Raw genomic sequence first — 15,330 nt, 5'->3', positions numbered from 1 at the left:
TCGGCGTGACGTGCTTGGGCTGCTTTGCGGCCGCCCGATATCGTCAGGCACCGCGAAAGGAAGAGAGTATGAAACGCTTCGAAAACAAGACCGTCGTCATCACCGGAGGCAGCCGCGGCATCGGTGCTGGGATCGCCAAGCGCTTCGCCAGGGAAGGGGCCAATCTAGTGGTCTCCGCCAATGAAGAGTCGGTCCATGCAGTCGCCGAGCAGATCAAGGCGGATGGCGGCAATGCTGTCTCGTTCGTCGGAGACGTCACTAGCAAAACTAGCGTAAAGGCACTCTATGACGCGGCGGAGAAGGCTTTCGGCACCGTCGACGTGTCCATCCAGAACGCCGGCGTCATCACCATCGCCCGCATCGAAGACATGACGGAAGGCGAGTGGGACACAGTCATGGCGGTCAACACGAAGGGCGTGTTCTTGTGCGCACAAGAAGCAATTCTGCGCATGCGTAAGCATGGACGCGGCGGCCGCATCATCAACACCGCCTCCGGCCAAGCGCGCGACGGCTTCATCTATACGCCACACTACGCCGCATCGAAGATGGGCGTCGTCGGGATCACCCAGAGCCTCGCCAAGGAGGTCGCAACCGAAAATATCACCGTCAACGCCTTCTGCCCTGGCATCATCGAGACGGACATGTGGGCCTACAACGATCAGGCCTGGGGAAAGCTCCTCGGCAACTATGGCCCCGGGGAACTCATGAAGGAATGGGTCGAAGGCATTCCGATGAAGCGGGCCGGATCGGGCGAGGACGTCGCCGGTCTCGTCACCTTCCTCGCCAGCGACGATGCTGCCTACATTACCGGCCAGACGATCAATGTCGATGGCGGCCTGATCATGTCGTAGCTTTATTCAACAATGGGGAACGGTGCGTTCACCAGGGAGAGTCAGAATCTCGATCGCTCGGCGGCTGGAAGCCTCTTGCAAAACAACGCATCGATCCCCTATGTTATTGGTGTTCTCAGGGCGGGGTGCAACTCCCCACCGGCGGTATCGAGGCAACTCGGAGCCCGCGAGCGCCTTCGTGGATAACGGAGGGTCAGCAGATCCGGTGAGATGCCGGAGCCGACGGTTACAGTCCGGATGGAAGAGAGCAATGCAGACGACTCCGCTCTATGAGCGGAATTGGATGCTTGTTCGCCCAAGGGAAAATGGTGGCTTTGACAGGCCATGCACGCCGCTCGCAACGGCTAACCCTTGAAAGGCAAGAAAGTGACGATTTCCAAAATTGACGATGCGGTGGCCGCGATTGCGCGCGGCGAAATTGTGGTCGTTGTCGATGACCGTGACCGGGAAAACGAAGGTGATCTCGTGATTGCGTCGGAGGCAATTACTCCGCAGGCGATCGCGTTCATGATGAACCACGCACGTGGCCTCATCTGCGTCGCGATGGAAGGTGAAAGGCTCGATGAGCTCGATATTCCTCTGATGGTGCCGCGCAATACCGAAGTGCTCAAGACCGCCTTCACCGTTTCCGTGGACTACATTCCGGAAACGACGACCGGGATATCTGCCGCCGACCGTGCCGCAACCGTTCAAGCGCTCGTCAGTGGTGGCTCACGTCCAGAGGACTTTGCGCGGCCGGGGCATATCTTCCCGCTTCGAGCTCATTCTAATGGGGTTCTTTCCCGTCCGGGCCATACCGAAGCTGCGGTTGATCTCGCCAAGCTTGCTGGTCTGTTTCCATCGGGCGTAATCTGCGAAGTGGCCAACGACGACGGTACGATGGCGCGATTACCGGAACTTGAGGCGTTTGCCGAGCGCCATCGCCTCCATCTAGTTACGATCGAAGACTTGATAGCCTATAGAACCGCGATGACGTTATCCGAGAGAGCGGCTTGAACTTTCGTAGAGATCGCGTTCGGTTGGGATGCGATCTCCCTCTTGAATCGGCGCCCGTACTCATGGGTCAGCATTTCGATTCTCGGACCCACTGAGAACGCGCAAGGAATCGTAGTGGATGGAGCCAAGGCCATTCGATTGCGCAAAGCCGGTGACCGTCACGCCAGAGGCGCCGTTGGCGCTGTATACGTTGCCGCTCAACAATGTGAGATTGTCAGGGCTGGCAACAGTTGCGAGCCGTATCTGATTAAGCGGCTTTGTCGTGCCGTTCGAATAGGACCGTAACGACGCCATCCGTGCCGATGTCGACGGAGCTGATCGTGCTTCTGTTGCGGCGAAGTCCAATGAGAGCTGAGTGAAACCCGAATAGTCCCTCGTGATCGTCTTGGCGGTAACGGGATCGACGATGTCGGTGTTGGTTGTAGAGGTCGGTTGGCCGTTCGGATCGAAACTGAGGCTGGCCACGCTTACCGCACTCGAAGGGGAGGGGAAGGACGTCGTGCTGCCAGCGCTGGCATCTGCATTGCGGTAGACGGCGACTTCTCAGGTGGTGCCGGTGATGGCACCACTGGCGTCCGTCATCTGGGGGCACAGGAAGACCGGACGGCAAGCGCATGCGTGTTATGACGCGAAGCGCAATGAGGACTGGGCGAGTTCGCAGCGGATCGTCCGTGCGCAACGCTGGCCCAGAGACTGTATCAGTTTAGGGTTCACTCCAAGGCAGGGTCAGTTCTCGCCGGAAATCAACGATCAGTCGTCAATTCGAAATCCGACCTTCATCACCACTTGGTAGTGTTCTACCGCGCCATCTTTGATGTGACCTCGAATTTGATCAACTTCGAACCAATCGAGATTTCGCATCGTCTTCGAGGCCCGCGCGATTGCCGTCTCAATAGCCTCTGTGACCGATACTTTTGAACTGCCGATAAGTTCCACCTTTTTGTATACATGATCGCTCATTCGATCCTCCGGTTTCGGCGCTGGGCGGCTCTACCCTGATGGCCGCTCACCTGCGACCAGTATTTGAGCGTGCGTTCTGTCTGCCACTGGCATGAGCAAGCCGAGGATCAGATAATAATCTCTTGATGTCAAATGCGCCGAGTTCAGACTACGAGATGAGCCGATCGGACAGCGACCAAACCTTCAGATCAAACTTCCAAAAGTGCGACCATCGTTGAGAAAATGCGTCGAAGAGGACTACCATTCGATGGACGAAGCAGGGTCTGACCATACCAGACACCGGCCTACCGTTGAGGAGCCGCCAAGCCGGTACGCTCGCGATTAGAACCTACGCAGTCCGCTCGAAAGGGCCCGGAATGCGGCCATCAAAGCAGATATCCATAATGCCACTTATTGCTAGCTGACGAGGGACTCTGAGATGATGAAATTGCGTTTGATGAGGATCTTCATTCTAGCCTTGCCGGCGCTGCCTGTATCAGAAGCAGCTCGGGCGGACACGCTTCCGCTCTCGAAGATTGATCGCAAAATTGAGAGCCACATTCAGCGCGGCAACACGAGGCAGAACGTTCAATGTCTCGCTTACATACTGAAGGACTTTCAGGAGCGAAAAATCCGCAAGTCAGAGATCTACGTGACATTCGACGATCCGAACATTGACGGGATTGGCGTCGGACTAGCCGAAACGGACGAGAATTACACTTGCGAAGCCGGCGAACTCCGAGCCTGGGAAGCGAATGAGTACCAGCTTGTGAAGACATTTTAGCAAGAGATTCAATGATGTCCGCACAATTGACGCGGCACGGCGGCCCGTTTGCCAAGCAGCGGCAGGTATCGTCAGACCAGCTCCATCCCTATCGCAGCTCGGGCGGGAGCGTCCATGCCTTCGCCTCTACGTACGATCCAAGAAACTCTCGACGAAGGCCGAAGGCTGCGCGCGCAAGTCATAGTGCGTGTCGAAGCGCTGGATAATTGCCAACTCGAGGTCGTAGTCCATCCGATTCCCGAGCTGAAAACCAAGTTCGCAACGAATGCTAAACTCTTTCCGAACGAACGCAATTCTGCGAAGCCGCTACACTCTGATAGGCGGCAGTGCACCTTGACGCGGTCGACAAACAACGCCTTCTGTCACGACGCTCGGGCGGAACGCAAGTTCTTCAACCGAAACATCGCTGGAGACCTACCTGGCCAGGTGAGACCGGCCTAGACACCAAACCGCGGCAAGAGGTGCGAGAGCAGCTGCTGCCGCATCGGGGATTTGAGTCTACCGCTCGGCAAGCCTCTCGGACGGCCGACGACTATTACGATAGGATGATGGTGAATGACGGGTTGAGCCGTATATACGCACATACTAAATTAACTAAAGGCCCTTAATTCTCGTCGCATTGATTTTGGAGCCGACCCCAGCCCCTCCAGGATCAATGGGCGTACGGTGGGGCTCAAGGCGAATTGGCTTCAACCGTACGCTCTCAATGCTCTCGTTCAGATACGTCATCGAAATCGATCATAATCCCGTGGCGCGACGCCTCGTCCTTGGCCACTTGGAGGGCTTGCTGGATGAGAAGTAGAACGAGGTCGTAGTCTGGACTTTCCCGCGACGCTATTTCTCGCGCAACGCTCAACGTAAAAATCAGCTGTCGCACAATGGTTTCGGTCACGACACTGCCCCCCGAAGCCCGGAATTCTAGAGGGCTGGAAGGGGCGCAACTACCGCAACAATCTCTCGGGTGAATGTGAGAAATCACCATCGCCTTAGTTGGAATGTAACATGGTTCATCAACGATAGCCCTTGTTCGGCCCGACTCGACTGTCAACGGTGCGAAAGAGTGAAACTTTTCTCGGCGCACCCCAGAGCGCCTGGTGGTCTCCAGCACGGCGCCCTTCTCGACGAGGTAGATCCCGACCCAAAACCACAATGATCTGATTTCGCGAGGGGATGGGCGGTAGCGACGGGTCGCGGTGCGAAGCCATTTCGGCTGCGTTGCCGGATCGCGAGGACGGGCGCCGAGCGCGCCGCTCTTGGAAGCTGATAAGATCAGTCTTTCGCGACGGTCATATTCGCGCAACCTCACCCTGACGCGGGCACCTTCGATAGTAGGCTACGTTAACCGGTGCCTTGCGCCCTCTGGTTCGTCTGCGCGGAAATATAGCTGCGCCAGCCGCCAAATTCGGTGATATCAGTTGCCCCGGCGATCGCTGCACGCTCCACTAGGAAACCTTTGACGAACGTGCCGTCGGATAGGTCGATCGTACCAATCCCGAGCGGCGAAGGGATCGCGGCGACGAACCGCCCGAAGGCGGCAGGCGTCAGCCGCCAGACCTCCACATCGATGTTTCCTCCTTTACCCGGCTCGACGCGGATCATCCCTGGTTTCGCCGGCATTTGGCCGGCGAGGGCGTAGAGACGATAGGCATCGGATGTTTGGGCTTCTCGCGAAAACTGCGCGTTAAGATCGCGCAACTGCACGTTCAATTGCATGCCGGAGAGGTGCGCGCCGACAACGACGAGGTCAATCATCTCATCCTCGGTCACCGCGGTGGGCGTCGCAGCAGTCGGAAGTGACCAGTCGGTAGCCCCCATCGTTACGCCGGCGGCTTGGTGAACGTCGCGTGCAAGCGCTGCCGTCAACCCATCCTGGCCCGACGGTGCCAATAGGGTAACGCTTGCGGGCAGACCGTCGGCTCGCTTGCCGGTTGGCACCGCAATACCGCACATGTCAAGCAGATTGACGAAATTGGTATAGGTCCCGAGCCGCGAATTCTCGCGGATCGGCTCGGCGACCAGATCGGCCAGCGTATAGTGGCTCGGCGCAGTCGGCACGCAGAAGAGATCGACCGAGGCGATGATTGGCTGCACCTTCTGTTTCAGCGCCTGCAACGCGTAGAAACCGTTGAAGGCATCGGCGGCGCTCAGCGTCTTGGCAGCACCGTAGATCCTGCGCGTGACGGGATGGAAGCTCGTTTCGCTGGTATCGAAGAAATCCTTCACAGTGGCATAGCGTTCCGCCACCCAGGCGCCCTCGTAGAGCAGATTGGCAACGTCATAGAAATCGCCGAATGGAACCTCGACAATGCGGTGGCCGATCTTTGCCAGCATCGCAAGCGCGTTTTCATAGGCAGCCTCCATAACGGTATCGCCAAAGAATTGGCGGTCGGTCTTTGCCGGGACGCCGATCGTTAGGGCAGGCGGCAGAGGGCCGTAGCCTGTGGCTGGAATATCTTTCGAATAGGCATCGGTCGCATCGTACCGCGCAGCGATGCCGAACACGCGCCATGCATCATCGACCGTCAGCGCGAAGACGGACACACAATCAAGCGTGCGGCAGGCCGGAACCACGCCGGCGGTAGAGAGCGCGCCGACGCTCGGCTTGAGACCCACGATATTGTTCAGCCCTGCCGGGATCCTGCCGGAACCTGCCGTATCCGTTCCGAGCGCGAAGCTGACGATCCCCTGTGCGGTGGCGACCGCCGAGCCGGAGCTGGAGCCGCCGGGAACGAGGTTGGCGTCGATCGCGTTGCGGGGGATCGGGTAGGGGGAACGGACGCCGACAAGACCCGTCGCGAACTGGTCAAGATTGGTTTTGCCGATGACGAGCGCGCCCGCCTGTTTCAACAAGCGAACGACCGCCGCGTCCGCTGTGGGCATATAGGAATAGTCTGGGCACGCTGCCGTCGTCGGCATGCCGGCGACATCGATATTGTCTTTCACGGCGAAAGGAATGCCCCACAGCGGCTTGGCTTCCGCGTCGAACGGGCCGAGTGCCTGCGCTTCGGCAAGCAGTACCTGCCGGTCTGAAAGATGCAGGAAAATACCCGTATCGTTTACCTCGGCGATGCGTGCGAAGACGCGGTCGACAACCTCGTGAATGGTTCGGCCGCCAGCGTAGAATTCGTGCAGCGATGCGATATCGAAGGCCAGTGCGCCGGTCATGCTATTTCCTCTTCCAGGATGTTCACGGGCCGATCCCACTGGATCAGCACGACGCAGCCGGTGTCGCTCCAGACGGAGTGTTCCGAGCCTGGTGCATTGACGATGTAACTGCCGCGGCCGTAATCGCCGGCTTCATCGGATTGAATGCCTTCCAAAACCAGGATGGTCTCGAGACCTTCATGGCGATGCCGCGGCACCGAGGCGCCAGCCTCGTATTTCAAGAGGGCGACACCCGGCTGGTCGCCTTCGAAGGGACGGATCCAGTGGATTGTGACATCCTCTCGAAATGGACCGAATGTCAGGTCTTTCCAGGCGCCCGGAGTCAACAATTCACGCGTTGTCTCAGGCATGGCCGATCACCTCCAATATGTCGTCCACATGCGCCGTCCAACCGACGATCGCGCCCTGGGCACGGATCATGGCGATGGCGGCCTCCTTGAATTCGGGAAAATAGCTCTCGGTTGCCTCTTCGGCGAGAAGGCACTCATATCCGCGATCATTGGCTTCTCGCATTGTCGTCTGTACGCAGACTTCGGTGGTGACACCCGCAAAGACGAGCTGGCTGATGCCCTTCGCTTTCAGGACGTCGCCGAGTTCGGTCGCATAAAACGCACCTTTTCCCGGCTTCTCGACCACGATCTCGCCGTCGATCGGGGCAAGCTCGGGCAGGATCGCCGTGCCGGCCTCGCCGGCAATCAAGATCCGGCCCATCGGTCCGTCGTCGCCGATCCTGAGGCTCGGCTTGCCGCGATCGCGCTTGGCAGGGGGGAGATCGGAAAGATCAGGCTTGTGGCACTCCATCGTGTGAATGACCGGCAGCCCGGCATCGCGAAACCCTTGAAGCAGTCGCTTGACGTCCGGGACGATCTTCGCGACCCGGCTGACATCGTTGCCGAGGCTCGCGCCGAAGCCGCCGGGCTCGGCAAAATCGCGCTGCATATCGATCACGATGAGCGCCAGCTGGTCGGGTCTTGTTGGAAACGCAAAAGGTTGCGCCTTGATCTCAACCATCATCAGTGATGCCCTGCCATATGCGCGCCGATGACGGAAATGTCGGCCGCTCGCGCTGCGGTTTCATAGACGAGCTTGCCTTCCGAAATGACCATGATGCGGTCCGACATCTCCAGCAACTCGTCGAGGTCTTCAGACAGCAGCAGCACCGCTGCGCCGGCGTTGCGCGCTCTCATGATGCGGGCGCGAATTTCCGCCACGGCCGAGAAGTCGAGGCCGAAGCACGGGTTGGAAACGATCAGAAGATCGACCTCTCCGGTCAGCTCGCGCGCCAGAACCGCCCGCTGCACGTTGCCGCCGGAGAGTGCGGCAATCGGCGATGCAGAGGAGGCGGTCTTGACCTTGAAATCGGCGATCAGGTCCGTCGCACGCTTCTTCATCTTGCCCTTGTTGAGCCAGATCGCTTCCTTGCCATCCTGCTTCAGATCGAACGTACGGAAGGCCAGGTTCTCGCTCACGGTCATGCGCGGTGCGCAGGCATTCTGCAGGGGTTCCTCGGGTATGAACCGCACATTGTTCCTGCGCGTTTCCAGCCGCGTTGCGCCGTAGGCACCGCCGTTTACCAGCACGCTGCCTGCCTCCGTCGGCCGCTGACCAGCAAGGATCTCCGTCAGCTCCTTCTGGCCGTTGCCTGATATGCCGGCGATGCCGACGATCTCGCCGGAGCGAACCATCAGGCTCTCGATCTCGATCGTCTTCATCCCGGAGCGGTCAGGCGCCTTGACCTTCTCCACCTTGAGAACGGGTTTCGCCATTTCGGATACCGGCACACGCGTGTCGAGTTCGGCGAGCTTGACGTCGCCGATCATCATGGAAGCCATCTTCGCGGTCGACAATTCGTCAACCTTGCCGCCGCCGACCAGCTTGCCGCGCCGCAGGATCGAGACGGCGTCAGCGAATTTTGTAACCTCATGGAACTTGTGCGAGATCATCAGCACGGTCAACTCGCCGCGCTGTGTCATGCCGCGCACGAGCCCGAGCATTTCGTCCGCCTCGGCCGGCGTCAGCACAGATGTCGGCTCGTCGAGCACGAGGAAGCTACGGCCGAGGTAGAGTTGCTTGACGATTTCCAGCTTCTGCTTTTCGCCGGCCGCGAGTTCGCTGACGGGGCGATCGAGCGAAATCTTGAACGGCATCCGCTCCATGAAGGCGGCAAGATCCTTGCGCTCCTTGGCCCAGTTGATCACCGTCGGCACTGCTGCGCGGCTTATGACCAGATTCTCGGCACCTGTCAGCGATGGCACCAGCGTGAAATGCTGGTAGACCATGCCAAGACCATAGGTCGCGGCATCCTTGGGCGAGGCGACCGTCACCTCATGGCCATCAACTGAAAGCGAGCCGGAGGTCTGGTGGTAGAAGCCCATGATGCATTTGACGAGTGTCGATTTGCCCGCACCGTTCTCGCCGAGAAGCGCGTGAAAGGTGCCGGCCGGGATGTCGATCGATACATGATCGAGCGCCGTGAAGCTGCCGAACCGCATGGTCATGTCGATCGTTTGGATGCCGACGGCTTTGCCGGTCTGGGGAAGAGGCGTGTCGCGTACGATGCTCACTTCAGATCTCCTTTTCGACGATGATTGCGACCGGCCCGCCGCCCGGTGGCCCCTGATGTTCAGCTCCGCCCGAGACGTACAAGTCGGTCATGCCGAAGATGCCAGCAAGCACGCCGCCTACGAAGGCGCGGGCGTGACGCGTGCCGGCGATATCGGAATCGTTCAGCATGGTATGGCGTCTTCGGCCGACCTGACCCGATGGTCAGGCTCTGCTTTGGCCAGTACCGCCGCCAGCTTGCCGTCAGCCGGCAGGCGGTCCCAGGCGGCGCGAACGGATCGCGTGTCGATTGCGTCCTGCATGACAGCATGGTCGATGGCAAGTGGCCCCGACCATTTCGCGCTCATGCCCAGCACGATGATTTCATGATCGAGGAGTTCGACGCCGGCGGAAGCGGAGGCACACCGAGAATAGAGGTCGAAGCGGCTGCATATGTCACTGTCGAGAATTGCGTCGATCTCGAGCTCGCCGAGCGCCACGGCGACGCCGAGGGCGGAGGCGCCGCGTGATAACGCCATCGATTTCAAAGTGTCGCGCGTCGCGGTCGTCTTGCCCGCTGCTTCCGCGTCCGTAATTCGTTGCGAGGTAAGCAGCGGGCATTTGATCTGCACGAAATGAACGTCTGCAACATCCTCGATGCCCGCATCCCGGATCGCGGCAGTCACCGCAGCCGCGACCATGCGGACCTGTTCGCGCCGGCCGAGATGTTCAGGCGGTAGGGCAGGGGTCCGCGCCACTCCGATCGCGAGCGCTCCTTCTCCGGGCTCATTAACCTGCTCTCGCGCAAACACGGTCCAGTGCGGGGAAAGGGCACCCTCCGTGCCACCGGACATGATGATCGAAACGCCTTCGACGTTGTGTTCGCCGAAAAGCCGCTCGAAGCTCTGTGTCGCGTAGCCGCGGGTGAAATCGTTGACGCAGCCGTTGCCCTCGGTCTTACCGAGCACGGCGACCACATTGCCGGCGTCAATGCGGTCGGCAAACAATGCCTCGACGCGGGATACATCGTCCGGGCCATCTGCCGGGACGCGAAAGACATGAGCACGCAAGGAGGGCATCAGGGAAGCGCCTCGATCAGAGTAGCCGAATTGGACACCGATCCGAAAACGCCGCCCTGCATCTTCACCATCTTGATGGCGGCGAGGTGGTTGCCGTAGTCCGTGGCGCCACAGCAGTCCTCGAGCAGCAGGCACTCGAAGCCGCGGTCATTCGCCTCACGCATCGTCGTGTGGACGCAGACATCAGTGGTGATGCCCGTCAGAATGATGTTCTCGATACGCTTCTGGTTGAGGATGAGTTCCAGGTCCGTCGCGCAGAAGGAACCCTTGCCGGGCTTGTCGATGATGGTCTCGCCCTCGATCGGCTTCAGTTCGTCGATGATATCCCAGCCGGGTTCGCCACGGACGAGGATGCGGCCGCAGGGGCCGGCGTCGCCGATGCCGGCGTTGATACGCTGCGAGCGCCAGCGTTTGTTCGCGGGCAAATCGGCGAGATCCGGCCGGTGGCCTTCCCGGGTGTGGATGATGTGGTATCCCTTGGCGCGCATGGCCGAGAGCACTCCTTTGATCGGCTCGATCGGCGCGCGCACCAGTGACAGGTCGTAGCCCATGTGATCGACATAACCGCCTGGACCGCAGAAGTCGGTCTGCATGTCGATGATGATGAGCGCCGTGTTATCGGGCCTTAATGCACCGTTGTAGGGCCAGGCATAGGGATCGGCATTGATATAGTGTCCCTTGGTTTCGACCAATGCGTCCATCGTCTTCTCCTATTCCCCTGCAAGTTTGAATGTTTCCCCATAGCGCCTTGCCGGTTTGTCGAAGCCGCAAGACGTGCCATCGGTGACCGTGACTTCATCCTCCCAGGGCAGTCGGTACTGGCCGGCGATGAGGTCGTGCATGTAGGTGTAAGGGGCATCACCCGCGCCGCCGGCGACAGCGACGTAGCCGCGGTGGCCGAACTGGTAGATGTTGTTCTCCACGCCCCAGTTGCGCCGTGCCTCTCGCACTAGGTCCGGACGCACCTCGGCGGTGATGATCTCGTTCGGGCGGCCGGACGTGCCGTGGGCGATGATCGTGCCGTCGAAATTGCAGATCATGCCTTCGCCCATGGAATCAAAGGTGCCGTCCGTGCCGCACATGCAGACGTTGGCGGTGACCATGAGATTGCAGAAGGCGTTTGACTGGTTGGTGAACTTCCAGCTCTCGCGGATCGGGGCCGTATAGCCTGCCGTCCGGATCATGATCTCGGCGCCCTTGTAGGCGCATTCGCGCGCCATTTCCGGGAACATGCCGTCATGGCAGATGATGAGCGCCAGTTTCGCACCCCGAGGGCCGTCGATGACGGGAATGCCGCTATTGCCAGGCTCCCAGGGCTCGACCGGAACCCAGGGATGCATCTTGCGATAGTAAAGCTTCAACTCGCCGGCATTGTCGATGACGATGCCGGAATTGTACGGCATCCCGTCAGGATTGTACTCCATGATGGAGAAGCAGCCCCAGATGCGGTTGTCGCGGCAGGCCTTCTTGAAGGCAGCCACCTCTGGCCCATCGAGCGTGCACATGATCTCCGGATTGATAGCCATCGACAGGCCATGCAGCGCATACTCCGGGAAAACGACGAGATCCATACCCGCCTGGTTGCGCCGCGCCTTGGCGACTAGATCGACGATCGCCTGCGTCTGTCGCGCAAGGTCGTCCTTTGTCACCGTAACCGGAAGCTGCAGTTGGACGAGACCGATGCCGACGCCATGTTCGGACTTGTTGAGGCCGCCGAGACCATTCATGGTAGATCCTTCATTTCGTGAGCGACAATGCGCCGGGCGCTCCGGCAAGCGAACGGGTGGGCGAGGAGGTGGCAATCAGAATGACAAGCGTCAGCACGTACGGGGCCGCGTAGAACAGATAGTAGCCCTGTGTGACGCCGACCGATTGAAGGGCAGGGCCCAGAGCACCGGCGCCGCCGAAGAGAAGCGCCGCCAGGAAGCAGCCGATTGGGTTCCAGCGCGCGAAGATCACCAGCGCCACCGCCATCAGGCCCTGTCCGGAGGAGATGCCTTCGTTCCATGAGCCCGGGTAATAGAGCGAGAGATAGGCTCCGCCGACCGCGGCAAGCGATCCGCCGATGGCGGTGGCGAGCAGACGCACGCGGTCTGGGTCGATCCCCATCGCACGTGCCGCATCGGTGCTGTCGCCAACGACGCGCAACACAAGTCCGATCCGTGTGTTTTTGAACGCCCACCTCAAAAAGAGCGCAAGTATGCCGCCCAGAATGAAAAGCACGTTGATGTTCAGGGCCGCCTGAAGTTGCGGAAGATTGGACCAGGCGCCGAACGGGATCGACGGCAGGTGCGGCGCTGCCGGCTGGATGAAGGGTTTGCCAAGGAAGAAGGCGAGCCCCAGTCCGAACTGCATCATGGCGATGCCGATCGCGATGTCGTTGACCTTCGGCCACTTGCAGATCCAGCCGTGTACCAGCCCGAAGACGGCGCCGGTCGCCATTGCCGCCAGCACGCCAAGCCAGGGCGAACCGCTGAGGACAGCGATCGCATAGGCGGTCATCGCGCCGAAGACCAGGGTCCCTTCCAGGCCGAGATTGATGCGGCCAGAGCGCTCAGTAATGGTCTCGCCGAGGCTGACGAAGATGAAGGGTGTCGAGACGCGGATCGCGCCCGCGAAGATGGCGAGGGGTACGCCCCAGATGCCGATGCCGGTCGCTTCCATCATGCGCTCCTTTTCCAGAGGTCTGGATTGAAGATCTTGAAGCGACCGTAGAACGTCTCGCAGAAGAGGATGACGACGAAGAGCGTGCCCTGCAGCACCAGTACGGTCGCATCAGGCAATGCCATGCGGCGCTGGATCAGGCCGCCCGACGCATCGATGCCGCCAAGCAGGATGGCGACCGGTATGATCGCCAGCGGATTGTGCCGCGCCAGGAAGGCGACGAGGATGCCCGTATAGCCATAGCCCGCTGCAAGCGAGGCATTGGCACTGCCCTGGACGGCGGCAACCTCGATCATTCCGGCAAGGCCGGCAAAGCTGCCGGCGATCGCCGTGAAACCGACGATCAGGCGGCCGACAGGCAACCCCTGGATCTGTGCGGCGCGAACGTTGCCGCCGGCGATACGCGCGGCGAAGCCGTAGCTCGTCACCTCGATCAACACCCAGGAAGCGATGCAGGCGATGACGCCGATCGCGAGCCCCCAATGCACGTCCATTCCGGGCATTTTGCCGAGCATGTATTCGGCGGGCAGGGGAGACGTGGAGGGTTTGTTCAGGCTCGCCGGATCGCGCAGCGGTCCTTCGACGAACTGGTTCATCAGAGCGATGGCGATATAGGCGAGCAGCAGCGAGGAGATCGTTTCGTTGACGCCGCGATAGTGTCGCAGGAAGCCCGCAAGGCCGATCCAAATGCCGCCGGCGATCATGGCTGCCGCAGCCATCAGAAGCAGGACGAGGAGGGGAGGCAGCGTGCCGACGAAGGGCAGCGCAATAGCCGCGGCCGCGACGCCGCCCAGCACGACCGCACCCTCGCCACCAATGATGACGAGGCCGAGGCGGGCCGGAAGCGCAACGCATAGAGCCGTCAGCAGAAGCGGGGCCGCCCGGCTAAGGCTGTTCTGGATCGAGAACCAGCTGCCGAAGCCGCCCGTGTACATCAGTTGGAACAAGTTAGCCGGCGATTTGCCTATCACCAGGATGAAGATGGAGAAGAGCGCCAGCCCGAAGAGGATCGCGCCGAAACTGATGACAATCGGTTCCGCCCGCCGTGCCAGCCATTCGAGGATGGGTCTGAGCACGGACGATCGTTCGGACGCGATAGATATTGCGGAAGTGTTCGCCTCGACTGTCATGACGCTTCTCCCTCAGGCTTAAGCCGTGGATCCGACGACGCCTTCCACGAGGTAGCCCATGCTCTCGAGCTCGATGGCATCTTCGGCATAGCTCTTGTCGGCCGCGACGACGACGTTGCCCTTGTTGTCCTTGATCGGCCCCTTGAAGACGGAGAACTTGCCGGTCATCATCTCGGCTAACGTGGCGTCGAACTTCGTACGTCCTTCCGCCGGCACGGCGGGCCCAAGTGGGCTCATCTTGACGAAGCCGTCTTTGAGGCCGCCGCGCACGAAGTTGCCGAGCTTTTCGCCAGCCTGCGCCTTCTTGACGAAATCAGTGTAGACGTTGCCCCACGCCCATTCGGCGCCGGTCAGGTACTTCTCAGGTGCCAACGGGCCCTGGTTTGCATGGTATCCACAGACGAAAGCGCCGCGACCGGCAGCCGTTTCGACGACTACCTTCGGGCTGTCGACATGGCAGGTAATCACATCCGCGCCCTGGTCGATCAGCGCGTTGGTGGCCTCAGCCTCCTTGACGGCCAGCGACCACTCGCCGGTGAAGATGACCTGGCAGGTGATCGACGGATCGACCGAGCGCGCGCCAAGGAGGAAGGCATTGATGTTCTGCAGCACCTGCGGAATGGGCTTGGCGGCGACGAAACCGATTTTCTTGCTCTTCGAGGTGTAGCCGGCCGCCACACCGTTCAGATACTGGCCCTGGAAAATGTAGCCGAAGTACGAACCCGTGTTCGTAGGGTTCTTGCCTTCCTGCCAGAGCCCGCCGCAGTGGCGGAACTGAATGTCCGGGTACTTTGCGGCCATCGCCAGCATATGCGGGTCGAAATAACCGAACGACGTCGGGAAGATCAGCGTCGCACCGTCGAGGTTGATCATCGACTCCATGGTCTTCTGGACATCGACCGTCTCCGGCACATTTTCCTCCTCGACGATCGTCACGCCCGGCAACGCCTTCAGGGCGACCGCACCTTCGGCATGCGCCTGGTTGTAGCCGTAGTCGTCCTTGGGTCCGACATAGATGAAGCCGACCGTCAGCGCGTTCTGGGCAAGGGCACGGCCCGGCAGCAGGCCGGGCGCCAGGGTGAGTGCGCCGGCAGCGGATGCTTGCAAGAAATGGCGACGGTTCATGGAAAGGAGTTTGGTCATCGGAATGCTCCTTGCGGCGAGTGCCGGTTCGAAAAAAC

The 15,330-nt window shown here is 60.4% G+C and carries 14 protein-coding genes, 2 pseudogenes and 1 riboswitch; of the genes and pseudogenes, 3 read left to right on the top strand and 13 right to left on the bottom strand.

What is annotated here, in order from left to right; translation table 11 throughout:
* Nucleotides 1-68 precede the first annotated feature (68 nt).
* Both BSG20_RS23050 and ribB read left to right on the top strand, forming a co-directional pair.
* Nucleotides 69-851 carry a glucose 1-dehydrogenase gene (locus tag BSG20_RS23050; protein WP_072378781.1) on the top strand — a complete coding sequence of 261 codons (783 nt, stop codon included), beginning with the start codon at nucleotides 69-71 and terminating at the stop codon, nucleotides 849-851.
* A gap of 107 nt (nucleotides 852-958) precedes the next feature.
* Nucleotides 959-1,104: riboswitch (FMN riboswitch) on the top strand.
* Between the two features lie 113 nt (nucleotides 1,105-1,217).
* A complete protein-coding gene (gene ribB / locus BSG20_RS23045; protein WP_072378783.1) occupies nucleotides 1,218-1,847 on the top strand; it encodes a 3,4-dihydroxy-2-butanone-4-phosphate synthase in 630 nt (209 codons plus the stop codon).
* A 102-nt stretch (nucleotides 1,848-1,949) separates the two neighbouring features.
* Here ribB and BSG20_RS23040 read toward each other — a convergent pair.
* Nucleotides 1,950-2,426 (bottom strand): annotated as a pseudogene (locus BSG20_RS23040) (flagellar hook protein FlgE); the annotation flags it as partial.
* A 171-nt stretch (nucleotides 2,427-2,597) separates the two neighbouring features.
* Entirely contained in the window at nucleotides 2,598-2,807 is a 210-nt protein-coding gene (locus BSG20_RS23035) for a dodecin (protein WP_024315603.1), read from the bottom strand.
* Between the two features lie 418 nt (nucleotides 2,808-3,225).
* Here BSG20_RS23035 and BSG20_RS23030 point away from each other — a divergent pair, with 418 nt between their 5' ends.
* Nucleotides 3,226-3,570 carry a hypothetical protein gene (locus tag BSG20_RS23030; RefSeq protein ID WP_072378787.1) on the top strand — a complete coding sequence of 115 codons (345 nt, stop codon included), beginning with the start codon at nucleotides 3,226-3,228 and terminating at the stop codon, nucleotides 3,568-3,570.
* A 703-nt stretch (nucleotides 3,571-4,273) separates the two neighbouring features.
* Here BSG20_RS23030 and BSG20_RS23025 read toward each other — a convergent pair.
* From BSG20_RS23025 to BSG20_RS22975, 11 genes and pseudogenes are all read right to left on the bottom strand, one after another.
* Nucleotides 4,274-4,462 (bottom strand): hypothetical protein, encoded by a 189-nt coding sequence (locus BSG20_RS23025; protein ID WP_072378888.1) that lies wholly within the window; start codon nucleotides 4,460-4,462, stop codon nucleotides 4,274-4,276.
* A 446-nt stretch (nucleotides 4,463-4,908) separates the two neighbouring features.
* Nucleotides 4,909-6,735: an allophanate hydrolase gene (gene atzF, locus BSG20_RS23020; protein WP_072378789.1), complete on the bottom strand. Its 1,827-nt coding sequence runs from the start codon at nucleotides 6,733-6,735 to the stop codon at nucleotides 4,909-4,911.
* Entirely contained in the window at nucleotides 6,732-7,085 is a 354-nt protein-coding gene (locus BSG20_RS23015; protein ID WP_072378791.1) for a cupin domain-containing protein, read from the bottom strand. Before BSG20_RS23015 ends, atzF begins: the two co-directional genes overlap by 4 nt.
* Complete coding sequence (locus BSG20_RS23010) at nucleotides 7,078-7,746, bottom strand: cysteine hydrolase family protein (RefSeq protein WP_072378890.1); 669 nt, start codon at nucleotides 7,744-7,746, stop codon at nucleotides 7,078-7,080. The genes BSG20_RS23015 and BSG20_RS23010 overlap by 8 nt, the downstream gene beginning before the upstream one ends.
* Before the next feature lie 2 nt (nucleotides 7,747-7,748).
* Nucleotides 7,749-9,299, bottom strand: a complete 1,551-nt coding sequence (locus tag BSG20_RS23005) for an ABC transporter ATP-binding protein (protein ID WP_072378793.1) — start codon at nucleotides 9,297-9,299, stop codon at nucleotides 7,749-7,751.
* 1 nt (nucleotide 9,300) lies between these two features.
* Nucleotides 9,301-10,355 (bottom strand): annotated as a pseudogene (atzD, locus tag BSG20_RS23000) (cyanuric acid amidohydrolase).
* Nucleotides 10,355-11,056 (bottom strand): biuret amidohydrolase, encoded by a 702-nt coding sequence (gene biuH / locus BSG20_RS22995; protein ID WP_072378795.1) that lies wholly within the window; start codon nucleotides 11,054-11,056, stop codon nucleotides 10,355-10,357. The pseudogene atzD and the gene biuH overlap by 1 nt, the downstream one beginning before the upstream one ends.
* Before the next feature lie 9 nt (nucleotides 11,057-11,065).
* Nucleotides 11,066-12,082: a formamidase gene (locus BSG20_RS22990; protein ID WP_072378797.1), complete on the bottom strand. Its 1,017-nt coding sequence runs from the start codon at nucleotides 12,080-12,082 to the stop codon at nucleotides 11,066-11,068.
* Nucleotides 12,083-12,092: 10 nt separating this feature from the next.
* Nucleotides 12,093-13,019: an ABC transporter permease gene (locus BSG20_RS22985; RefSeq protein WP_072378892.1), complete on the bottom strand. Its 927-nt coding sequence runs from the start codon at nucleotides 13,017-13,019 to the stop codon at nucleotides 12,093-12,095.
* Nucleotides 13,019-14,149 (bottom strand): ABC transporter permease, encoded by a 1,131-nt coding sequence (locus BSG20_RS22980; RefSeq protein WP_072378799.1) that lies wholly within the window; start codon nucleotides 14,147-14,149, stop codon nucleotides 13,019-13,021. Before BSG20_RS22980 ends, BSG20_RS22985 begins: the two co-directional genes overlap by 1 nt.
* A gap of 18 nt (nucleotides 14,150-14,167) precedes the next feature.
* Nucleotides 14,168-15,292, bottom strand: coding sequence for a BMP family ABC transporter substrate-binding protein (locus BSG20_RS22975; protein WP_072378801.1), 1,125 nt, complete (start codon nucleotides 15,290-15,292; stop codon nucleotides 14,168-14,170).
* Between the last annotated feature and the right edge of the window lie 38 nt (nucleotides 15,293-15,330).

The sequence above is a fragment of the Rhizobium tibeticum genome (assembly GCF_900110205.1).
Taxonomy (GTDB): Bacteria; Pseudomonadota; Alphaproteobacteria; order Rhizobiales; family Rhizobiaceae; genus Rhizobium; species Rhizobium tibeticum.
Note: the sequence above shows the minus strand (reverse complement) of the source record. Positions and strands in the feature narration are given on the sequence as shown.